Origin of the sequence: Duganella sp. sic0402 (assembly GCF_019219065.1) — a bacterium.
GTDB lineage: Bacteria > Pseudomonadota > Gammaproteobacteria > Burkholderiales > Burkholderiaceae_D > Rugamonas.
In genome coordinates, this window is the sequence record NZ_JAHUWK010000014.1 from 42,442 (window position 1) to 62,315 (window position 19,874).

At 60.4% G+C, this 19,874-nt stretch carries 23 protein-coding genes, 2 tRNA genes, 1 pseudogene and 1 riboswitch; of the genes and pseudogenes, 13 read left to right on the forward strand and 13 right to left on the reverse strand.

The window, feature by feature from the left end:
• Positions 1 to 22: 22 nt before the first annotated feature.
• The gene (ribBA, locus tag KW842_RS24670) at positions 23 to 1,135 is read right to left on the reverse strand and encodes a bifunctional 3,4-dihydroxy-2-butanone-4-phosphate synthase/GTP cyclohydrolase II (protein ID WP_218306775.1); all 1,113 of its coding nucleotides are present in this window, start codon (positions 1,133 to 1,135) and stop codon (positions 23 to 25) included.
• A gap of 135 nt (positions 1,136 to 1,270) precedes the next feature.
• Positions 1,271 to 1,999, reverse strand: a complete 729-nt coding sequence (locus KW842_RS24675) for a hypothetical protein (protein ID WP_229223885.1) — start codon at positions 1,997 to 1,999, stop codon at positions 1,271 to 1,273.
• Between the two features lie 113 nt (positions 2,000 to 2,112).
• Between KW842_RS24675 and KW842_RS24680 the strand changes: the two genes are divergently transcribed.
• Together KW842_RS24680 and KW842_RS24685 are read left to right on the forward strand one after the other, a co-directional pair.
• On the forward strand, positions 2,113 to 2,490 hold the full coding sequence (locus tag KW842_RS24680) for a cytochrome c family protein (RefSeq protein WP_229223886.1): 378 nt from the start codon (positions 2,113 to 2,115) through the stop codon (positions 2,488 to 2,490).
• Positions 2,491 to 2,631: 141 nt separating this feature from the next.
• A complete protein-coding gene (locus tag KW842_RS24685) occupies positions 2,632 to 3,306 on the forward strand; it encodes an isochorismatase family protein (RefSeq protein ID WP_218306776.1) in 675 nt (224 codons plus the stop codon).
• Here the strand turns inward: KW842_RS24685 and KW842_RS24690 are convergent.
• From KW842_RS24690 to glyA, 10 genes are all read right to left on the reverse strand, one after another.
• Positions 3,303 to 3,932, reverse strand: a complete 630-nt coding sequence (locus KW842_RS24690; protein ID WP_218306777.1) for a riboflavin synthase — start codon at positions 3,930 to 3,932, stop codon at positions 3,303 to 3,305. The two genes, KW842_RS24685 and KW842_RS24690, sit on opposite strands and share 4 nt — an antisense overlap.
• 8 nt (positions 3,933 to 3,940) lie before the next feature.
• The gene (gene ribD, locus KW842_RS24695) at positions 3,941 to 5,035 is read right to left on the reverse strand and encodes a bifunctional diaminohydroxyphosphoribosylaminopyrimidine deaminase/5-amino-6-(5-phosphoribosylamino)uracil reductase RibD (RefSeq protein WP_373925233.1); all 1,095 of its coding nucleotides are present in this window, start codon (positions 5,033 to 5,035) and stop codon (positions 3,941 to 3,943) included.
• Positions 5,036 to 5,315: 280 nt separating this feature from the next.
• The gene (locus tag KW842_RS24700) at positions 5,316 to 5,864 is read right to left on the reverse strand and encodes a GspH/FimT family pseudopilin (protein ID WP_229223887.1); all 549 of its coding nucleotides are present in this window, start codon (positions 5,862 to 5,864) and stop codon (positions 5,316 to 5,318) included.
• Positions 5,861 to 6,307: a type IV pilin protein gene (locus tag KW842_RS24705; RefSeq protein ID WP_218306779.1), complete on the reverse strand. Its 447-nt coding sequence runs from the start codon at positions 6,305 to 6,307 to the stop codon at positions 5,861 to 5,863. Before KW842_RS24705 ends, KW842_RS24700 begins: the two co-directional genes overlap by 4 nt.
• Entirely contained in the window at positions 6,304 to 8,148 is a 1,845-nt protein-coding gene (locus KW842_RS24710) for a pilus assembly protein (protein ID WP_229223888.1), read from the reverse strand. The genes KW842_RS24705 and KW842_RS24710 overlap by 4 nt, the downstream gene beginning before the upstream one ends.
• A complete protein-coding gene (locus KW842_RS24715; RefSeq protein WP_218306780.1) occupies positions 8,145 to 8,729 on the reverse strand; it encodes a PilX N-terminal domain-containing pilus assembly protein in 585 nt (194 codons plus the stop codon). Before KW842_RS24715 ends, KW842_RS24710 begins: the two co-directional genes overlap by 4 nt.
• Before the next feature lie 3 nt (positions 8,730 to 8,732).
• Positions 8,733 to 9,578 (reverse strand): PilW family protein, encoded by an 846-nt coding sequence (locus KW842_RS24720; RefSeq protein ID WP_218306781.1) that lies wholly within the window; start codon positions 9,576 to 9,578, stop codon positions 8,733 to 8,735.
• Positions 9,575 to 10,111 (reverse strand): type IV pilus modification protein PilV, encoded by a 537-nt coding sequence (gene pilV, locus KW842_RS24725; protein ID WP_218306782.1) that lies wholly within the window; start codon positions 10,109 to 10,111, stop codon positions 9,575 to 9,577. Before pilV ends, KW842_RS24720 begins: the two co-directional genes overlap by 4 nt.
• Positions 10,112 to 10,225: 114 nt before the next feature.
• On the reverse strand, positions 10,226 to 10,699 hold the full coding sequence (gene nrdR, locus KW842_RS24730; protein ID WP_218306783.1) for a transcriptional regulator NrdR: 474 nt from the start codon (positions 10,697 to 10,699) through the stop codon (positions 10,226 to 10,228).
• Positions 10,700 to 10,759: 60 nt separating this feature from the next.
• On the reverse strand, positions 10,760 to 12,007 hold the full coding sequence (gene glyA / locus KW842_RS24735) for a serine hydroxymethyltransferase (protein WP_218306784.1): 1,248 nt from the start codon (positions 12,005 to 12,007) through the stop codon (positions 10,760 to 10,762).
• A 94-nt stretch (positions 12,008 to 12,101) separates the two neighbouring features.
• A riboswitch (ZMP/ZTP riboswitch) is annotated at positions 12,102 to 12,238 on the reverse strand.
• Positions 12,239 to 12,368: 130 nt separating this feature from the next.
• Here glyA and KW842_RS24740 point away from each other — a divergent pair.
• The 11 genes from KW842_RS24740 to KW842_RS24790 all read left to right on the forward strand — a co-directional run bounded on the left by KW842_RS24740 (position 12,369) and on the right by KW842_RS24790 (position 19,073).
• Positions 12,369 to 13,115, forward strand: a complete 747-nt coding sequence (locus KW842_RS24740) for an SDR family NAD(P)-dependent oxidoreductase (protein ID WP_218306785.1) — start codon at positions 12,369 to 12,371, stop codon at positions 13,113 to 13,115.
• A 209-nt stretch (positions 13,116 to 13,324) separates the two neighbouring features.
• Complete coding sequence (gene ybgC / locus KW842_RS24745; RefSeq protein WP_218306786.1) at positions 13,325 to 13,747, forward strand: tol-pal system-associated acyl-CoA thioesterase; 423 nt, start codon at positions 13,325 to 13,327, stop codon at positions 13,745 to 13,747.
• Positions 13,748 to 13,753: 6 nt separating this feature from the next.
• On the forward strand, positions 13,754 to 14,446 hold the full coding sequence (gene tolQ, locus KW842_RS24750; RefSeq protein WP_218306787.1) for a protein TolQ: 693 nt from the start codon (positions 13,754 to 13,756) through the stop codon (positions 14,444 to 14,446).
• A gap of 5 nt (positions 14,447 to 14,451) precedes the next feature.
• Entirely contained in the window at positions 14,452 to 14,889 is a 438-nt protein-coding gene (locus KW842_RS24755) for an ExbD/TolR family protein (RefSeq protein WP_229223889.1), read from the forward strand.
• Positions 14,890 to 14,898: 9 nt separating this feature from the next.
• Positions 14,899 to 15,816 (forward strand): cell envelope integrity protein TolA, encoded by a 918-nt coding sequence (tolA, locus tag KW842_RS24760; RefSeq protein WP_218306788.1) that lies wholly within the window; start codon positions 14,899 to 14,901, stop codon positions 15,814 to 15,816.
• A 1-nt stretch (position 15,817) separates the two neighbouring features.
• Complete coding sequence (gene tolB / locus KW842_RS24765; RefSeq protein ID WP_218306789.1) at positions 15,818 to 17,083, forward strand: Tol-Pal system beta propeller repeat protein TolB; 1,266 nt, start codon at positions 15,818 to 15,820, stop codon at positions 17,081 to 17,083.
• 27 nt (positions 17,084 to 17,110) lie between these two features.
• Entirely contained in the window at positions 17,111 to 17,644 is a 534-nt protein-coding gene (pal, locus tag KW842_RS24770) for a peptidoglycan-associated lipoprotein Pal (RefSeq protein ID WP_218306790.1), read from the forward strand.
• A gap of 115 nt (positions 17,645 to 17,759) precedes the next feature.
• Positions 17,760 to 18,515: a tol-pal system protein YbgF gene (gene ybgF, locus KW842_RS24775; RefSeq protein WP_218306791.1), complete on the forward strand. Its 756-nt coding sequence runs from the start codon at positions 17,760 to 17,762 to the stop codon at positions 18,513 to 18,515.
• Positions 18,516 to 18,573: 58 nt separating this feature from the next.
• Positions 18,574 to 18,649 (forward strand) — tRNA-Lys (locus KW842_RS24780).
• Positions 18,650 to 18,678: 29 nt separating this feature from the next.
• Positions 18,679 to 18,754, forward strand: a tRNA-Lys gene (locus KW842_RS24785).
• Between the two features lie 61 nt (positions 18,755 to 18,815).
• Positions 18,816 to 19,073 carry a hypothetical protein gene (locus tag KW842_RS24790; protein WP_218306792.1) on the forward strand — a complete coding sequence of 86 codons (258 nt, stop codon included), beginning with the start codon at positions 18,816 to 18,818 and terminating at the stop codon, positions 19,071 to 19,073.
• A 333-nt stretch (positions 19,074 to 19,406) separates the two neighbouring features.
• On the opposite strand, the pseudogene KW842_RS24795 reads toward KW842_RS24790, so the two are convergent.
• A pseudogene (locus KW842_RS24795) lies at positions 19,407 to 19,733 on the reverse strand (helix-turn-helix domain-containing protein); the annotation flags it as partial.
• Positions 19,734 to 19,874: the final 141 nt, after the last annotated feature.

Consider the following 19,874-nt stretch of genomic DNA (forward strand, 5'->3'; position numbering starts at 1 on the left):
GGCCTCTTGTATGTTGGTTGAATTAGTTAGGTTTGGCAACGTAGCCGGTCACTTCCAGGTTGAAGCCGGTCATCGACGGCATCTTGCGCGGGCTGGCCAGCAGCTGCATCTTGCAGACGCCGACTTCGCGCAGGATTTGCGCGCCGATACCGTAGCTGCGCAGATCCATGCTGGCCGCACGGCCCTTCGGTTTGGCGTCCATCGGATTGCACAGCGCCTCGAACTGGTTGAAGAACTGCTCGGCAGTCTCTTCGCAGTTCAGCAGCACGATCACGCCACTGTCGGCAGCCTTGATGGCCGCCATCGACGAGGACAGATTCCACGAGTGGGTGGTGGCTTCCGATTCCAGCACGTCCAGGATCGACACCGGCTGGTGCACGCGCACCAGGGTTTCCTTGCCCTTCTGGATTTCGCCATGCACCAGCGCCAGGTGGGCCGAGCCGCTCGGCTTGTCGCGGTAAGCGATCATGCGGAAGTCGCCATGCGAGGTCTTCAGCGTACGCTCGCCGGCTTTCTCGACCAGCGATTCATTGCGGCTGCGGTAGTGGATCAGGTCGGCGATGGTGCCGATCTTCAGATTGTGTTCCTTGGCGAACTCCAGCAGGTCCGGCAGGCGCGCCATGGTGCCGTCGTCCTTCATGATTTCGCAGATCACCGAGGCTGGCGTCAGGCCGGCCATGGCGGTCAGGTCGCAACCGGCTTCAGTATGGCCGGCGCGCATCAGCACGCCGCCTTTTTGTGCTTTCAGGGGGAAAATGTGACCTGGCTGGACGATGTCCGACGGCTGTGCATCCTTGGCCACCGCCACCTGGATGGTCTTGGCGCGGTCAGCGGCCGAGATGCCGGTGGTCACGCCTTCTGCGGCTTCGATCGACACGGTGAAGTTGGTGCCGAAGGCGGTGCCGTTTTTCGACGACATCATCGACAGTTCAAGCTGGTTGCAGCGTTCTTCGGTCAGCGTCAGGCACACCAGGCCGCGCGCGTATTTGACCATGAAGTTGATGGCTTCCGGCGTGACGAAGTCCGCCGCGAGCACCAGGTCACCTTCGTTTTCCCGGTCTTCTTCATCGACCAGGATCACCATGCGGCCAGCGCGCAATTCGGCGACGATTTCTTCGGTGCTGGAAATTGACATTTTTAATCCTTCAAGACTAAGCGAGAGTATTTCATTAACCCGCTATTTTAAAGGATTTAAGCCTTCCCTACCGTAAAACCCCGCTTTTATCCGCCTTTTTCGATAAACCGCATGGTGTTTCGATCAATATTTCTGCTAGTGATTGACCTTGCCCGGCAAACTCAGCTTGCCGGAAGCGACTTTGAACACATCGACAATGCACAGCAGCGGCGCATGCACGCTGGCGTTGACGCGCAGCGCCGAAGTCACGCCGTCAAAGCCGGCCGCGTTCACCACGCCGATATCGTCAAACGGCACTTTCACCTCCAGTGTCTGGCCCTTGAAGATCGGGCTCCAGCCGGGGCTGTCGAGCAGGATGGGGAAACCCGGCCAGGTCTTGGGCAAGCGCGGCTTGGCGCCGGGTGGAATATCCACCACCTTCAGCGCGCCTTTGCCGCACTGATCGTCCGGCGCCAGCACCACCCAGTGCGAATGCCACAGATTGCCGTCGTTCTTCGGGTCGCCATCACCATTTTCGTCGTACAGCGGGGTGTCGTCAAAATCCGGATGCGCGGTCACGGCGAACGCCAAAATGCCGGCCTTGGGCTCGAAGCCGACCACCGCCGGATCGATGGTAGTCGGCCAGACATAGGAAAACACCGAACTGCCAGCTAGCTTGCCGGTTTTGCTCGGCTTGCTCGCGCCCGCCTTCCCTGAAACGGCGATATGGAAGGTGGCGACATTGCCTTCGGTGGTGATTTTGGTGTGGAAGATATCGAAGTCCGCCTTGACGCCCTTGCCTTTCTCGCTGGTGATACCGCCCTCATGCGCGTGCGCCGCCATCGCCGACCACAACAGCAGCGCCGTACTCAGGAATTTTTTCATGATTTCTCCGGATGAATGGCCGGACCATCCGGCCTTGCATCGGATTATCAAATTACTGCCGGCAAATGACACAACCCTATGGTGGTAGACTTAGCTGAACTATGGGAGCCGCCATGCACATCAGCGCATTACCCGCCGGGATGATCGTCTTGCTGTTGCTGGCAGGAACGACGTATGCGCAGGACAAGCAGCAGATCGCCCAGGGCCAGCGCATCTGGCAGAAACGTTGCACGGAATGCCACGCACTGGATACCGATGAAACCGGCCCGCGCCATCGCGGCGTGTTCGGCCGGCAGGCGGGCAGCATCAAGGGCTACGATTATTCGCGCGCGCTGCGCAAATCCGGCGTGCAATGGGACGCCGCATCGTTGGAGCGCTGGCTCAGCGATCCTGAGAAATTCATCCCCGGCCAGAATATGGACTACCGCGTGCGCAGCAAGACCGACCGCGATGCGCTGATCGCCTATCTGCGCAGCCTGTCGCAGCCCTGATTTCGTCCCCTCTCTCTCCTGGCAAGTCCACAATCCCCCTGATCAGGGGGAGCCTCCGGCAGCATCGTTGCCCCATCGCCGCACGGTGGAAAAAATTCAGGCAAGCTGGTTCGCACATCACCAACCCTTGGAGAAATGACGATGACTACCCAAACCAAAAGCAGTGTCCTGTCCACCGGCGGCGGCGCGCGGCTGCTGGACCCGGCCGATACCGTAGTGCTGCTGCTCGACCACCAGTCCGGGCTGTTCCAGACGGTCAAGGATATTCCGGTCGCCGACCTGCGCCGCAATGTCGAGATGATTGCCAAGCTGTGCACCTTGCTGAAGATTCCGGTGATCACCACCGCATCGGAACCGGCTGGCAGCAACGGTCCGCTGATGCCGGAAATCCATCAAGCCGCGCCACACGCCGTCTACGTGCCGCGCAAGGGCGAGGTCAATGCCTGGGATAATGAAGACTTTGTCGCGCAGGTGCGCTCAACCGGCCGCAAAACGCTGGTGATGGCCGGCGTTTGGACCAGTGTCTGCGTGATGTTTCCCGCGCTGGACGCGGTCGCCGCAGGTTACGATGTGTACGCCGTGATCGATGCGTCCGGCGACCCGAGCGAGATGGCCTCGCGCGTGTCGGTGGCGCGCTTCGTGCAGGGTGGCGTCAAGCCAACCAGCAGCAACGCCTTGCTGTCGGAGCTGCACCGCACCTGGGCGCGGCCGGAAGCCGCCGAACTGGCGCAGCTGTATGGCCAGGTCGCGCCAAATTACGCGGCGGTGGCGGAAAGCTATGCACGCGCGCAGCAAGCCGCGCGCGATGCGCTTTAAGCGGCAGAGACCGACACCATGCGCTCGACGTAGCGGGCGATCAGGTCAATCTCCAGGTTGACCTTGGCGTCCACCGTCAGGTGCTTCAGCGTGGTCATGGCGATGGTGTGCGGGATCAGGTTGATCGAGAACTGGCACACCAGATCCTTGCCTTGGCCGATATCATGGATGCGATTAACGGTCAGCGACACGCCGTTGACCACGATCGAGCCCTTGTAGGCCAGGAACTTGGCCAGCGCATGCGGCGCTTCCACCACCAGCTCCCACGATTCGCCGACCGGCTCGAACTTGCGCACCACGCCCAGGCCATCGACGTGGCCAGACACCAGATGGCCGCCGAGGCGCTCGTTCAGCGTCAGCGCCTTCTCAAGGTTGACTTCGGTCAGCGTGTCCAGACCGACTGTCTTGCTCAGGCTTTCCCGCGAGACATCGACGCGGAAATTGGTGGCGTCCTTCTCCACCACCGTCATGCAGGCGCCGTTGATGGCGATCGAGTCGCCCAGCGCCACATCGGCCAGCGGCAAGCCGCCGGCGTTGATGTCCAGGCGCACGCCTGCAAACGAGCCGCCTTCAAGCGGCTTCACCGATTCAATTTTGCCGACAGCGGCGACGATACCAGTAAACATAATTCTTCCTAATGAGTGAATCGGGCAAGGATACGCAAATCTTCGCCGATCTGCTTAACCTCGTGAAATTTCAAAGACTGCTTGCCGGCCATGTCGGTCAGCGCCGGCAGCGCGAACATGCCTTGTGCATCGCCCAGCAGCGTAGGCGCCAGATAGACCAGCAACTCGTCCACGCAGCTTTCGCGTATCAGCGAGCCATTCAGCTTGCCACCGGCTTCAACATGCAGCTCGTTGATCTGGCGGCGGCCCAGCTCGCGCATCAGCTCAGGCAGATCGACCTTGCCGCTAGCGTTCGGCAGCATGATCACCTCATGCCCCACCGCCGCCAACGCGGCTTCTTTCTCGGGATTGCCCACTGCTGCGGCAATCCAGGTGCCGCCTCCGACCAATATCTTGGCGGACAGGTCAATATCAAGCCTGCTGTCGACCACGATGCGGCGCGGCTGTCGCGGCGTATCGACTGCGCGCACGTTCAGTTGCGGATCATCGGCATTGACGGTGCCGATGCCGGTCAGAATCGCGCAGGCGCGCGCGCGCCAGTGATGGCCGTCGGCGCGTGCTTCCGGCCCGGTGATCCACTGGCTGACGCCGTTATGCAAGGCGGTCATGCCGTCCAGGCTGGCGGCGGTCTTCATGCGTACCCACGGCAAACCGCGCGTCATGCGCGAGAAAAAGCCGATATTCAGCTCATACGCCTGCTCCGCCAGCAAGCCGACGCTGGTGGCAATGCCGTTGGCGGCCAGTTTGGCCATGCCCTGCCCGGCCACCAGCGGATTCGGATCTTCCATTGCCGCCACCACGCGGCCCAGACCGGCGCGCACCAAGGCGTCCGAGCACGGCGGCGTGCGGCCGTGATGATTGCAAGGCTCCAGCGTCACATAAGCGGTGGCGCCGCGCACATCATGGCCGCGCGCCTGCGCATCCTTCAGCGCCTGGATTTCGGCATGGTCGCTGCCCGCCTGCTGCGTCACGCCAGCGCCGATGACCACGCCATCGCGTACGATCACGCAACCGATATGCGGATTCGGCGCAGTCGTGTACAGCCCCTTGGCCGCCCACGCCAGCGCCAGCGTCATGCCCTCAAGATCATTACTGATATCCACTTTGCCCTTGCTCAATTTACCCACACGAATTCGCGCCATTATAAGCAAACGGCACTCGCCGTGCTTATTCAGCAAATAAGCACTTTATGTTGTACTCTTTAAAATCAGAGGAAGCCATGAGGTACAGCGAATTCCAGCGCTGGTTGCTAGCACAAGGCGTACAGATCTTAATGGCAAGTTCAGTATCTTTCCTTCTGTCACGGCACCTGGCGACGCCTTTGTCACGCTTCCTCACTCCGAGGCAAAAAATCCTGGACTGGAATCAAAAAATCAACTTCGGCTAATCTGCTACGCTGTTGCAGGCCGATCCTTCGGCGCCTGGGTCGCAAACGCGTACCCGGCCTAGCATATTGATGATGATGTTGCGGGCGTTACGGCCCTGTTTCAATGACAGCGTGCCCCAGCGCGCGGTCAGGCTGCTGGCGGCGCTACAGGTGCGGCCGGCAGCGTTGTAGGCGATATAGGTAGGCGCATTGCCGGAGGTGAATCTGGAGGTGACGGTGATATCGTCCCGCAGCGCGTCGTGCCGGTATAGCAGCGGCTCGTCGGCATCCGGGCGGCGGTTGCCGTTGTGGTCGATGAAGACAGCCCAGCCGCTTTGCCATTCGGTGCTGCCAGCATCTAGTGGCGCCATCATCACTTTGCCGCCGCGTGCCATGGCTTGGGAGCGTGTGAGGTCGATTGCGGCCTGCAAATCGGCGGTGGCGGCTTGCAGGCGCAATCGCTGTAGCGCTTGCTGGAAGGCCGGCGCGGCGACGCCAAGCAGGATGCTCGCCAATACCAGCACGATCAGCAACTCAATCAGCGTGATGCCTGCTCGGCGCTTCATGGCCAGCATCCTGTGGCGGTTCCGGTGGCGAGACGCATGCCGGTGCTGGTCAGCTTAAGCGTGCGACAGTCTTCGTCACGGAAATGCTGGTCTACAAGCGCGGTGCCTGGCGTGGCGATAATCTGGAGGCATTGCGAGATCGGCTCGGCATCGCAGGCCTTGCCTTCCAGTTCGTACGCACTGGCTTTCGGGTTGGCGCCGCTCCACCACTGGAAGCGACGCGCCTCCGGCTCGGTGGCGCCCGCAGAGAAAGCGATATAGGTGTTGTGCTGCGTGTGGAAGCGCTCCTGCTGCATCATCAGTTTGAGCAAGGCTGACTGTGCTTCGTTGCGGCGCGCACGGACAATATGTTGCTGGTAGGCCGGCATTGCCTGTGTTGCCAGCAAGGCGATGATCACCAGCGCGACCGCCAGCTCAATCAGGCTGAAGCCCGTGCGCTTCATTTTGCGGCCTCGTGCAATTCACGCCAATTGGCGATTTCGCGCCAGCTTAATCGGCCCACGCGGCGCCTGGTTTTCAGGCTGCCAGTGACAGCAAGCCGGCCTTCCCCTGTAACCTGCACCACCGCATAGTCTTTTTCCTGGCTGATCTTCCCTTGCGCGTCGCGGGTACTGATGGTGGTGGACTGCGGCAACAGCAAAGGCACAGGCGCATAGTCCGGCAGCATGGCGCCGGCAATCGTTTCACCGTTCGGCAGGCGCGCGGTGAATATGCCATCGTCAGGCAATCCGGTAAGAACGTTCAGTACATAGCTGCGGCTATGCGTCGGACTGCACATATCGGCGCCGGGCAGCACTGTGTTGAACAGCACAGCGCCGTCCGCCAGCACCCCTGCATGCAGGCTGCGCTCCGACGGCTGGCTAAAGTCGATGAACCAGCCCTTGCTAGCCGGCTCCATGGGAAGATCCTGGCCGTCAAGAAAACGCTGCGTCAACTGGCTGCGCCCGCTCACCTTGTCCGGCAACACATCGATAATCGCGTAATAGGATTGCTTGGCGTTGCTGCTGCGGTCAGCTGCCTCGATCAGTTGGCCAGTGCCGAACAGGATGAGATAGCCGCCGGTTTGGGCGTACGCCAGCAAAGGCTGCTCCGTGATCGGTTGCGCGCGGCCACTGGCGTCGCGCGCGGTGAACAGCTTGTCGGCGCTCCACGGTGTGACGCTCAGGTCGAAACGCCATAAATTGCCTTGCAGGTCGCCGGCGTAGGCATAGCGTACTCTGCCTTCGCCATCATTCAGCAGTACTGGCGCGCTCAGCGCTGCCGGCTCCTTTGTTTCGATGCGATAGTAGTTGCTGTTGCGCTGCCATCCTTCGTCGCGCGGCTTGTCGAGCGACAGCAGGAACAATGCACCCGCTTCCGCATTCATGCCGCCGGCGACAATCGCAAACTGTCGCTCAACATCCGAACGCACACGCACCCTGGCGATTTGCGGCAAGCTGATGACGTTGCCCATCAAGGAGTCGTTGTGCTCGCCGAATTCCCACAAGACGCCGCGCCCAAGCACAAATCGCGCAGGATCTGCGACATCCAGAGCGAAAACACCTTTCGCACCGCCGCCCATGCCGGAAACGAGTAGGCCTTTCTGGTTCACGCTGGCAAGACCATCGACATACGCGCGATGCTGATAGGCCGGACTGGCAAGATGATGCAATTGCGCGAACAAGGCGTCAGGCACATAGGCGAACAGTTCAACGCCAGTGGTGGCGTCAAAAGCATGCAGCATGCCGTCATTGGCGCCCAGGTAGACGGCCGCACGCCGGTCCACCTGCCCGGAGTAGACCGGCGTGCTGTGCACCGAGTCGCCCAGGACGCTGCTGCGACGCCGGAACAAGGTGCCCTCCAGCGTACGATCGCCACGCAGATAGGCGAGGCGCTTTTCGCCAGCCTCGTCATCAAGATCAAGCAGCGCCTGCTGAGCGGCCGATAAAGACAGCCACGCAAACGGCGTCATCTCCAGCGCGCCATTCGGCTGCACCGTGGCGGTGTAGATTTTCCGCTGTCCGGGTGGCGTGCCGTTCAGTATCGCTCCGGCATCCCATGACAGCGTGGTCGACGCGCCAACACCACCCGCTTCCGGCGATAAAGCATAGCGAGAGAAGTTGCCGCTCCAGTCGCCGATCTTCACCGTTGCCTGATAAAGCTCGCCTTGCCGCAGCAGCACCGGCCCCGAAGCCTGCCCCGAGGTGCAGTCCGCCGCAACAGGCTTGCTGCCAATCTCCAGGGCGGCCGCGCTAGCCCACGCTGTGCAAGCCACCAGCGCCACCCATATCATTCTTCCGTTCATGGCATTTCCTCTGGCTTGCTGAACACGCTTTGCAGCACCACTTCGGCTTCCTGCCCCGCGCCAAATCCGATGGCGGTGACGCGGTAGCAATACTCCGGCGGCGCGGCAGCAGATGCATCGCCGCCAGGCTGGTGACACATCATCCGCTCAATCACATAGCGCGGCTTCTTGAATGGCAGGAAGCCCTCGCCTGTCGGCATCACCGCCGATGTGTAGGCGCCATAAGTGACGCTGCACGCGCCGCCATCCTCTTTCCCGGACAGATCAACCTCCTGCCAGGCAGGCGGCTCGCCGGCGGCGGCGCGCTGCCGCAAGCCGACACCTCCGCCACCACACTTGCCGGCAAACGCATCGCCGCCATTAAACGCGGCACGCCGTGCCGGATCGCCGCTTGCCCGAATATCCCGTTCAGCATCTGCCAAGGCATCCTCCGCCGTCAGAAACGCCACCTCCCGATCGCGCTCGCCACGCGCCGCTTTCTCGCCCTGCAAAGCCAGCTGCGCCGCCGACACGCCCAACACCATCACCATGATCAGCAGCATCAGGCTGACCAACAGCGCTATCCCTCGCTGCCGTTTCATGATTCACCCATCCCGGTTGCGCAAGGCCACTGTCATGCTGAATATGCGCCGCGCCCGCAGGCGTTCGGCTGGCGGCAGACGGCCCTCTTCCACCCGCACACCAACATCCTCTGGATGCGCGTCGGCGTAAGTCGCGCCAAACAGATCGAAGCGCGCCGCCAGCGTATCCGCCCGAGAATTCACCGAGCCTTTCAACAGCAAGGCCAGCTTCACACTGCATACCCGACGCCATGCGTCGGCAGCCTTCACCGCAGTGGCGTTCAGATAGGTATTCGGCACGCCGTCGAGCGGCGTATCCAGATCCACGCCGTACAGCACCTGAAATGATTCGATGCCCCGCACCACGGCGTCCGCGCCCCAGCCGCCGGCCCCGCGATATTTGCAGCGCAGCTCAGGTTCGCCATCTGCATCGGCAGCCACGTAGAAGACGCTCCAGCCGCGCACCCCGCCAGGCACGGAAAAGCCACCGCAGTGGACGCTCGCGCCGTCGTCCGTGCCGGCGAAGCGCAAGGCCAGCACATCACTACCGTTGATCACCGGCGGCAAAGGGCTGCTGACCCCATCACTGCTGCGGCTGACGCTGGCTGCGTCCAGTCCGTCCACGGACGCCGTGTCCAACACGGGTGGTGCCGCGCCGCTATCCCAGTTCACATAGGCGGCTTGCCGTATCGCGTGCGCCATCATCGACAAGGCATATCGCCCGCTGTCGCTGAGCCACACGTTATCGCTGTGATTGCGATAGTTGCCGCTGGTTCCTACCAGCAGTCCGCTGGCCAGCAAGGCGACCAACAGTCCCAGCGTAATGGCGATCAGGAACTCGACCACGCTCCATCCTTGGCGGCGCTTCATGGCGTTGCTCCCACCGCCATCGCCACGCCGGGCAGATATTCGCCTTCCGCATCGGTCTGCGGCGTACCGTCTGGATGCTTGCCGCGCCAGCCGACTTTCACCACCACGGGCGCGGCTGCACCACCCACGCAGGCCCATTGCAATTTGCCGCCGCTCCACAGGCCACTGTCCCGGCAGACCACCACCCGGCCAGCAGGCAGGTTCTGTCTGGCCGCCAGCTTGGCGTCGTACATATCGGAGAAAGCAAGCTGTGCCGCGTCGCAAGCACCGCCATGGCAATGCGCCAATGGCGCGGATGGCACAGGCTCGGCCAGCGCATCGTAATTCAGCGTCAGATAGGTTGCGGACTGCGAAGGATTGGTGCGCATGCGCTCCGCCAACGAGGTCGCCAGTTGCGTCGCATGCGACAGCAGCACCGCCTGATGCCGCGCCCGCAGAGCGCCCAGCTGCAAGGCCACGCCGCCGATGATGCCCAGCGCGAGCACCAGCACCGCAATCAGAATTTCCAGCAGGGTAAAGCCGCGTGCACGCATGGCACACCTCCGCAAGTCGTGGAGACTGCCTTAGAAGTTAGCAGCGGCGACAGCAGAGAATATGAGGTGGATCAAACGTGCGCTAGCCAGGTGCCAGCTGAGTGCCAGCAAATGCTAGTTTTTGCGTGGCGACTTGGGCTCCTGGCCCACTTCGGCAATCGCATCCTGGAACGAGGCCAGATCCTCGAAGTTTTTATAGACGGAGGCAAAGCGGATGTACGCCACGTTGTCGAGGCGCTGCAGCTCTTGCATCACCAGCTCGCCGATGTAGCCGGTTTCCACTTCGCGCTTGCCGCTGGTCAGCAGCTTTTCTTCAATCGACGCGATCGCGGCGTCAACAGCTGGGGCCGCTACCGGACGCTTGCGCAAGGCCAGCTCCAGGCTGCCGCGCAGCTTGGCCGCCGTGTATTCAGTACGGCTGCCGTTTTTCTTGACCACATACGGCATCACCAGTTCGATGCGCTCATACGTGGTAAATCGTTTATCACATTTACCGCAGCGCCGGCGCCGGCGTATGGAGTCCCCTTCCTCGGATACGCGCGTATCGAGAACCTGGGTTTCTTCATGCTGGCAGAACGGACATTTCATAGTAGCGCTAACTTAAATAGCCGTGGTCCCGGCGTTCGCCGGGACCACGTGCTGTTGGGATTACTTGGCGTAGACAGGGAACTTGTCAGCCAGAACCTTCACCGCCGCTTTCACGCGCTCGATGGTGGCCGCGTCATGCGGATTATCCAGCACGTCTGCGATCAGGTTGCCGACTTGTTCCGCCTCCGCTTCCTTGAAGCCGCGGGTGGTCATCGCTGGCGAACCCAGACGCACGCCCGAAGTCACGAATGGCTTCTGCGGATCGTTAGGAATGCCGTTCTTGTTGGTGGTGATGTGGGCCGAACCCAGGATCGCTTCCGCTTCCTTGCCGGTCAGGTTTTTCGGACGCAGGTCCACCAGCATGACGTGCGATTCGGTACCGCCCGACACAATGCGCAGGCCGCGCTTGATCAGGGTCTTGGCCAGCACGTCGGCGTTCTTGATCACTTGCTGCTGATACTCTTTGAACGCAGGCTGCAGCGCTTCCTGGAAGGCCACCGCTTTACCAGCGATCACATGCATCAGCGGGCCGCCCTGGATGCCAGGGAAAATCGCCGAGTTGATGGCCTTCTCGTGCTCGGCCTTCATCAGAATGATGCCGCCGCGCGGACCGCGCAGCGATTTGTGCGTGGTCGAGGTGACAAAGTCAGCGTGCGGCACTGGATTAGGATACAGGCCAGCGGCGATCAGGCCGGCGTAGTGGGCCATGTCCACCATGAAGTAGGCGCCCACCGATTTGGCGACCGCGGCGAAGCGCTCGAAGTCGATCTTTTTCGAGAACGCCGATGCGCCGGCGATAATCAGCTTAGGCTTGTGTTCCTTGGCCTGGGCTTCCATGGCGTCGTAATCGATATCTTCTTCAGCGGTCAGGCCGTAGGAGATCACATTGAACCATTTGCCGGACATATTCAGCGGCATGCCGTGGGTCAGGTGGCCGCCTTCTGCCAGCGACATGCCCATGATGGTGTCGCCCGGTTTCAGCACGGCGAAGAACACGCCCTGGTTGGCTTGCGAGCCCGAGTTAGGCTGCACGTTGGCGGCTTCCGCGCCGAACAGTTTTTTAACGCGGTCGATCGCCAGTTGCTCGACGACGTCCACGTACTCGCAGCCACCGTAGTAGCGCTTGCCCGGATAGCCTTCGGCGTATTTATTGGTCAGCTGCGAACCTTGCGCTTCCATGACGGCTGGCGAGGTGTAGTTTTCCGAAGCGATCAGCTCGATATGGTCGTGCTGGCGGGTGTTTTCGTTTTGAATGGCGCCGAACAGCTCTGGGTCTACGCTGGCGAGGGTGTGGTCTTTTGCGAACATGAAAAAACTCCAATCGAATGAGTAACTTATTACTGGCAGTTGGATCGAAAGAGAGAAGCCATAGCGGACCGGCAGCCTCTTCGTGCTTTCCATCGAGGGCTGCCCAGGCGAACGGCTGTTGAAATCTCACGTTTCCCGGTGGATACCCACCTTTCGCGGACGGTCTCAAACGCACCATTCCAGTGCAATTTTGAGCATCATTCCAGCTTTTCGCCAGTTACGTGAGACGTAATGGAAGCCAGATTGTATTGGATGCGCCAGATTTGAGCAAGAAAATGAGTTACCTAAAAGGCAAGACAACCTCCGCCGCTGTTTGCGGCTACAATTTTGTCCACCTTTCCACTCCCACCAAGGACAGATCATGATCGTCTTCATCACCGGCGCCACCGCCGGCTTCGGCGCCGCAATGGCCCGCATCTTCGCCAAAAACGGCCATAAAGTGCTGATCAGTGGCCGCCGCGAAGACCGTCTGCAGGCGCTGTCCACCGAATTGGGCGACGCCGTCCGTCCGCTTGTGCTGGACGTGACCGACAAAGCCTCGATCCAGGCGGCGCTGGACGGCCTGCCGGCCGAATGGCGCGCTATCGATGTGCTGATCAACAATGCCGGCCTGGCGCTGGGCGTGACGCCGGCGCACACCTCGTCGCTGGAAGACTGGGATACGATGATTGCCACCAACGTCAGCGGCCTGGTGGCCATGACCCGCGCGATTCTGCCCGGCATGGTCGAGCGCAACAGCGGCACGGTGATCAATATCGGCTCGATCGCCGGTTCGACGCCTTATCCGGGCGGCAATGTGTATGGCGCGACCAAGGCCTTCGTCAACCAGTTCACGCAGAATCTGCGTGCCGACCTGGCTGGCACCGGTGTGCGCTGCACGAATCTGGCGCCAGGCCTGTGCGGCGGCACCGAGTTCTCGAATGTGCGCCTGAAGGATGACGCGGCGGCCGCCAAGGTCTACGAAGGCACCACCCCGCTGAGCGCCGACGACATCGCCAACACGGCCTACTGGATCGCCACCCTCCCCCCGCATGTCAACATCAACCGGATTGACATGATGCCAACTTGCCAAGGCTACGGCCCGCTGAACATCAAGCGCAACGTCTAAGAAACTAGCTAAGCCTCCCGACACTTAAGGGAGGCTTAGTTTCCAACCGTGCATGAAATAATTTCGTAAGGCATTGTTACAATACTTGGCAATGACAAGGAAACCGCTTTATTGTTCCTGGCGAACCTTTGCGCTCCAGTTGATAAAATTCAACCAAAACAACAATATCGCGTAGAATGTTGCTCAATCATTTAAGCAGTCAAAACAACATGCCAGCAGATTTCATCTGGAACGTGCGGGTCTACTACGAAGACACCGACGCCGGCGGTATCGTCTACTACGCAAACTATCTCAAATTCTTCGAGCGGGCCCGCACCGAGTGGCTGCGCGCGCTCGACGTCAACCAGCACACATTGCTGGAACAGCACGACACCCTGTTCGTCGTCAAAAGCGTGAGCGCGGAGTATCATGCGCCTGCGAAGCTGGATGATGAACTAAAATTAACGGTTAGCATCGAAAAGCTTGGCCGCGCCTCCATCGTTTTCCACCAGGAAGCGTGGCGCGGCGAACAGTTGCTGAACACGGCCCGTGTCAAAGTGGGCTGTGTCGACGCCGCCCTGCGCCCGCGCGCGGTGCCTGCGGTCGTTGCCGAAAAAATGCGCTCTACCAGTACCACCACCCAAACCGATTGATAAACAATGAACGTCACCCAAGACCTTTCTTTCCTGTCCCTCATCACCAATGCGCACCTGATCGTGCAATTGATCATGGCGCTGCTGTTCATCATTTCGCTGACCAGCTGGACCTATATCTTCAGCAAGCTGTTTGCGATCAAATCGGCGCGCCGACTGACGGTGGAATTTGAAAAGACCTTCTGGGCCGGCGGCAACCTGCACGCCCTGTACCAGAACGCCGGCAAGGACCGCGCCAACAGCGGCCCGCTGGCGCGCATCTTCGAAGCCGGTATGGGCGAGTTCATCAAGTCCAAGGCCGCCTTCGCCGCCAACCGCGACAACCTGGACGCCGGCGCCGTGCTGGACAGCGCCCGCCGCGCCATGCGCGCCGCCTTCCAGCGCGAGATGGATGCGCTGGAATCGCACCTGGCCTTCCTGGCCTCGGTCGGTTCGGTATCGCCGTACATCGGCCTGCTGGGCACCGTGTGGGGCATCATGAACGCCTTCCGTGGCCTGGCCAATGTGCAGCAAGCCACGCTGGCTGCTGTCGCGCCAGGTATCGCGGAAGCGCTGATCGCCACCGCCATCGGCCTGTTTGCGGCAATTCCGGCCTTCGTTGCCTATAACCGCTTCTCCTACGACGTGGACCGCCTGGCGATCCGTTTTGAGAGCTTTGTCGAAGAGTTCTCCAACATCCTGCAGCGTCAATCGCGTTAATCACTATGGCCTCTTCCTTCTCCAGCAGCATGCGCGGCGGCCGTAGCCGCAAGCTGAAGTCCGAGATCAACGTCGTGCCGTACATCGACGTGATGCTGGTGTTGCTGATTATCTTTATGGTGATGCCGTCGGCCAACGACCCGAGCGTGGTGGACCTGCCGCGCGCGGAAAAATCCACCAAGCCGCCGAGCGACTTCGTGCAGATCGTGCTGAAGCCGAACGGTGCGCTGTCGATCGGCATCAAAGGCAAAGGCGAAGACGCGCCGGAAACCGCACCGAACCGCGATGCACTGGTGCGCAAGCTGCGCACCATCCATACCGAGTATCCGGACTATCCAGTGCTGATCGCCGGCGACAAGGACAGCAAGTACGACGACGTCATCCAACTGATTTCAGAAGCGAAAAAGCTGGGCATCACCCGCGTAGGGCTGTCCACCAAGTAAATGCAGAATATGAAACCCGCAACTGCTGGCGGCCCGTACAAGGTTCCGCGACAACACAATGGCTTGCGCTCCGGCTTCCTGGCCGTGACGATGCACGCTGTGCTGTTGCTGTTCCTGTGGGTCGGCGTCAGCTGGCAAAACAATGATCCGGTGGAAGTGCAGGCCGAAATCTGGGACATGAAGGTGCAGGAAGCCGCGCCGCCGGCGCCAACGCCCGATCCCGCCCCTGAGCCGGAACCCGAGCCGGAAGTGGTTCAACCGCCGCCGCCCGTGCCCAAGGTCGAAGCGCCGCCAGAGCCGAAGGAAGATCCGGAAATCGCCCTGCAGCGCATCAAGAAGAAAAAGCTGGAAGAAGAGAAGGCTGAGAAGCTGGAACAGGCGCGCCTGAAGAAAGAGGCGGACGAGAAGCTGGCCAAGCTGGAAGCCAAGAAAAAAGCTGAGCAGAAGGCCAAAGAGGAAAAAGAAAAGGCCGAGGAAGAAGCCAGGGAAAAGGCCCTCGCCGAGAAAGAGAAGAAAAAAGCCGCCGCTGAAAAGCTGGCCAAGGAAAAGGCCGAGAAAGCCGCCAAGGACAAAGCCTTCGCAGCGGAGATGAGCCGCATCACCGGCGCCGCCGCCAAAGGCACCACCGGGACTGCCGCGCAGTCGACTGGCGGACGCACCGACGGCGGCTACCGGGCAGCAGTGATCGCCAAGATCAAGAGCAATTTGAACGGCAATTTCGATGACAACCTGACCGCCAGCTATGCCATCAAACAATTGCCGACCGGCGAGATCATCGGCGTTCGCAAGCTGAAAGGCAGTGGCTCGGACGCCTATGACCGCGCGATTGAGAGCGCGATTAACGCATCGTCACCACTACCCAAGAAAAAAGATGGTACGGTAGAGAGCGACATTACCGCTGATTTCAAAATGAAGGATATGCACTGACATGAAAAAACTGAATATGCTCTACACCGGCCTGGTCATCGCCGCCACCATGGGCAGCGCCCAGGCCCAGATGCGGATTGAGATCTCCGGCGTCGGCAACAATCAGATCCCGGTGGCAGTGGCCGGCTTTGCCAACGAAGGCGTCTCGCCACAGAAAATCTCCGAGATCATCAAGGCCGACCTGGAACGCAGTGGCGCCTTCAAGATCATCGACGCCGGCGTCATCAACGACGTCAACAACATCGACTATAGCGGCTGGAAAGCCAAGGGCGCGGCTGCGCTGGTGGTCGGCACCGTCGACGCACTGGCCGATGGCCGCTACGACGTGCGTTACAAGCTGCTCGACACCAGCCAGCAGGCCAAGATCTCCAACCTGGACAAGTCGGTCACCGCCCAGTTCACGCGCCTGTCGGCACACCAGATCGCTGACGACGTGTTCTTCAAGCTGACCGGCATCAAGGGTGCATTCTCGACCCGCATCGCCTACGTCAAGCAGGAAGGCCGCACCTACCAGCTGATGGTGGCTGACGCTGACGGCGAAAGCGAACAGCTGGCGCTGCGCTCGAACGAACCGATCATCTCGCCATCCTGGTCGCCGGATGGCACCAAGGTCGCCTACGTCTCGTTCGAACAGAAAAAGCCGGTGGTCTACGTGCAGAACCTGATCACCCGCGCGCGCACCGTGGTGGCCAACGAAAAAGGCAGCAACTCGGCCCCATCGTGGGCGCCTAGCGGCAACAAGCTGGCGATCGCCCTGTCGAAGAGCGGCAATACCCAGGTCTACACCGTCAACGCCGACGGCAGCAACCTGCGCCGCGCCTCCAACAGCTCCGGCATCGACACCGAACCGCAATGGTCGTCCGATGGCGAAAGCATCTACTTCACCAGTGACCGCAGCGGCGGCCCGCAGATCTACCGCATGAACGCCGACGGCGGCGACGCCAAGCGCGTCACCTTCGGCGGCAGCTACAACATCAGCCCGCGCATCTCGGCCGACGGCAAAACCCTGGCCTACATCTCGCGCCGCGACGGCAACTTCCAGCTGTACGTGCTGGACCTGGCCAGCGGGCAGGAGCTGCGCCTGTCGGACACCACCAGTGATGAATCCCCAAGCTTTGCCCCCAACGGCAAATACATCATGTACGCCACCCAGGCCGGCGGCCGCAAATCGCTGGCCGTGGTTTCGGTTGACGGACGTGTTAAACAACGCCTGACCACTCAGGCGGGCAACATCAAGGAGCCCACCTGGGGTCCGTTCATGCAGTAATAACGATCTACTACTAGGAGAATTAATATGCGTAAACTCAGCAGCTTAGCATTTGCCATCACGACCGCCGCCATCCTCGCCGCTTGCTCGTCGACCCCGATCGATGACAAAAAACCTGCGCCAGTGGTAGAGCGTCCGGTCGACAAAGCCGTACAGCCACAAGCCGACACCCGCACCGTTGCGCCAGTCGAAACCAAATCGCTGGACCCGCTGGACGATCCAAAAGGCGTGCTGGCTAACCGCAGCGTCTACTTCGACTTCGACAGCTACGCCGTGCGCGCTGACGGCAAGCCAGTGGTGGAAAACCACTCGGCTTACCTGGTCAAAAACAAAGCCCGCGCTATCCTGATCCAAGGTAACACCGACGAACGCGGTGGCGCCGAGTACAACCTGGCCCTGGGCCAGAAACGCGCCGAAGCCGTGCGCAAAGCCATGGCCACCCTGGGCGTGCCTGAATCGCAGATCGAAGCCGTCTCGCTGGGCAAGGAAAAACCAAAAGCCACCGGCGCCAACGAAGAAGCATGGGCACAAAACCGCCGTGCTGACATCGTTTACAAATAATCAAAAGCACTACCTTTTTGCCGGGTCACAGGCATAATACGGGGCGGCGCGCGGTACAAATCCGCGCCCTGCCCCGTTTTTTTATTGTTTAGATTTGTGTGAAAGAGCGCCCGACATGATGAAATTCTCCAAATCCGGCCTGAGCGCCGCCCTGCTGGCTGCGATGACCTGGCTGCCGCTGCAAGCCCATGCCGGCCTGTTCGACGACGACGAAGCCCGCAAAGCCCTGCTCGACCTGCGCGCCAAGGTGGAAGCGATGCGCACCGAGCTGCAAGCACGCATCGACAACAAATCCGACAAGTCCAGCACCCTGGACCTGATCAACCAGAACGACGCCACGCTGCAGCAGGTGAACCAGCTGCGCGGCCAGATCGAAGTGCTGGCCAACGAACTGGCCAACGCGCAAAAGCGCCAGAAAGACTTCTACGTCGACCTCGACACCCGCCTGCGCAAGCTGGAGCCGCGCGAAGTCACCATCGACGGCAAAACCTCACAGGTTGATCCTGGCGAGCAGCGCAACTACGAAGCCGCCACCAAGCTGTTCACCGCCGGCGACTACAAGGCGGCCGGCGTAGCGCTGCAGGAATTCGTCCAGCGCTATCCAGGCTCCAGCTACGCGCCGAACGCGCAATACTGGCTGGGCAACGCCTACTTCGCCCAGCGCGACTGCAAAGCCGCCATCGCGGCGCAGCTGGTGGTGCTGAAAAACTACCCGGACAGCCCAAAAGCCCCGGACGCCATGCTGAACATCGCCAGCTGCCAGACCGAGCTGAAAGACAAGGCTGCCAAAAAGACATTGCAAGACCTGATCAAGCAATATCCTGACTCGACGGCGGCCGAGACGGCGAAACAGCGCCTGGGCGGCAAATAATTACCGCTGGGTATTTGACAGCCGGGCTAGTGATCCCCTATAATCTCGCTTCTTTCGGGGGTCGTTAGCTCAGCTGGTAGAGCAGCGGACTTTTAATCCGTTGGTCGCAGGTTCGAATCCCGCACGGCCTACCATTCCGAAAGTACCTAGGTTTTATGCCTATGGGTCGTTAGCTCAGCTGGTAGAGCAGCGGACTTTTAATCCGTTGGTCGCAGGTTCGAATCCCGCACGGCCTACCAAGATTCATCAGAAAAGCCACCTTCGGGTGGCTTTTCTGTTTTCCCGAAAAGAAGGCGCGCCATGACTTACGAAGAATTCCTTGATGAAATAACCACCCTGCTCACCGAAATGTACGACCTCGATGACCAGGCCGCAATCAAGCTGGTGGTCGATGCGCAAGCCAACGACTACTTTGTCACGCACGACGACAAAGAAGAACTGCGCACCTTCGCCCAAGCCAAAGTAGAAGCCATCGCACTGTACGAGGCCAAGCAAAACAAAAACGAAACCCAGCGCAAGCAACAGCAGCGCCAGGTGCAGAAGAAAAAAGCCCGTTGATAGGCTGTAGTAAAAAATCAGCGTTTAAGTCAGCGGACTTTTAATCCGTTGGTCGCAGGTTCGAATCCCGCACGGCCTACCAAGAATTATCAAGGAAGCCCACGAATTTCGGTTCGTGGGCTTTTTTGTTTCTGGTCCATTTCTGGTCCCATCCCTCCTATCCCCGTGCTTAAGGCCGGTGCACATTGCTCTCCAGGGGATAAAGGGAGGGGGAATGAAACCGGGAAATCAAGCCTAGACTCGCTCGTCATGACCGGTTTTCACTTCTCAATCACCTGACGGACGATCGGCTGTTCGTTTGCTCGCCGAATTGACCCTGTCCGATTGACCCGCCTTCCACTGCCTGGCGAACGCCGCCACGCGGTCGTATGACCCCTCGTAACCCAGCTCTTTCAGGTCTTCGTGGATCTGCTTCAAATTGCGTCGCTGCTTGCGCGGCTTGACCGTCTCAGCCTTGAGCCAGCCCGACAATTGCAAAGAGTATTTGTCCAGCGCGCTGGACGCTCGCCGCTCCGCATAGGAGGGCTCTGTGATTTCCGAGCGCAGATAGCGTCGGACGGTGTTCCTTGAGATGCCCAGTCGCCTGGCAATCTCCCTGAGGGGGACCTGGTCACGCAAGTGCCAGCGTCGAATTATGCCTAGCAATGCCACGTCTATCACTCCGTTCTCCTGCCGATGAGACAGGTGGATTGTGCTTCAAACGTGGGTCAGATTCATTTGCAAATTACTGGGGGAAACGGGTCAATTTTCGGCGCAAATCAACACTTCCCCTGATGGCCCTTCGCCAGACTAGGGGGCATT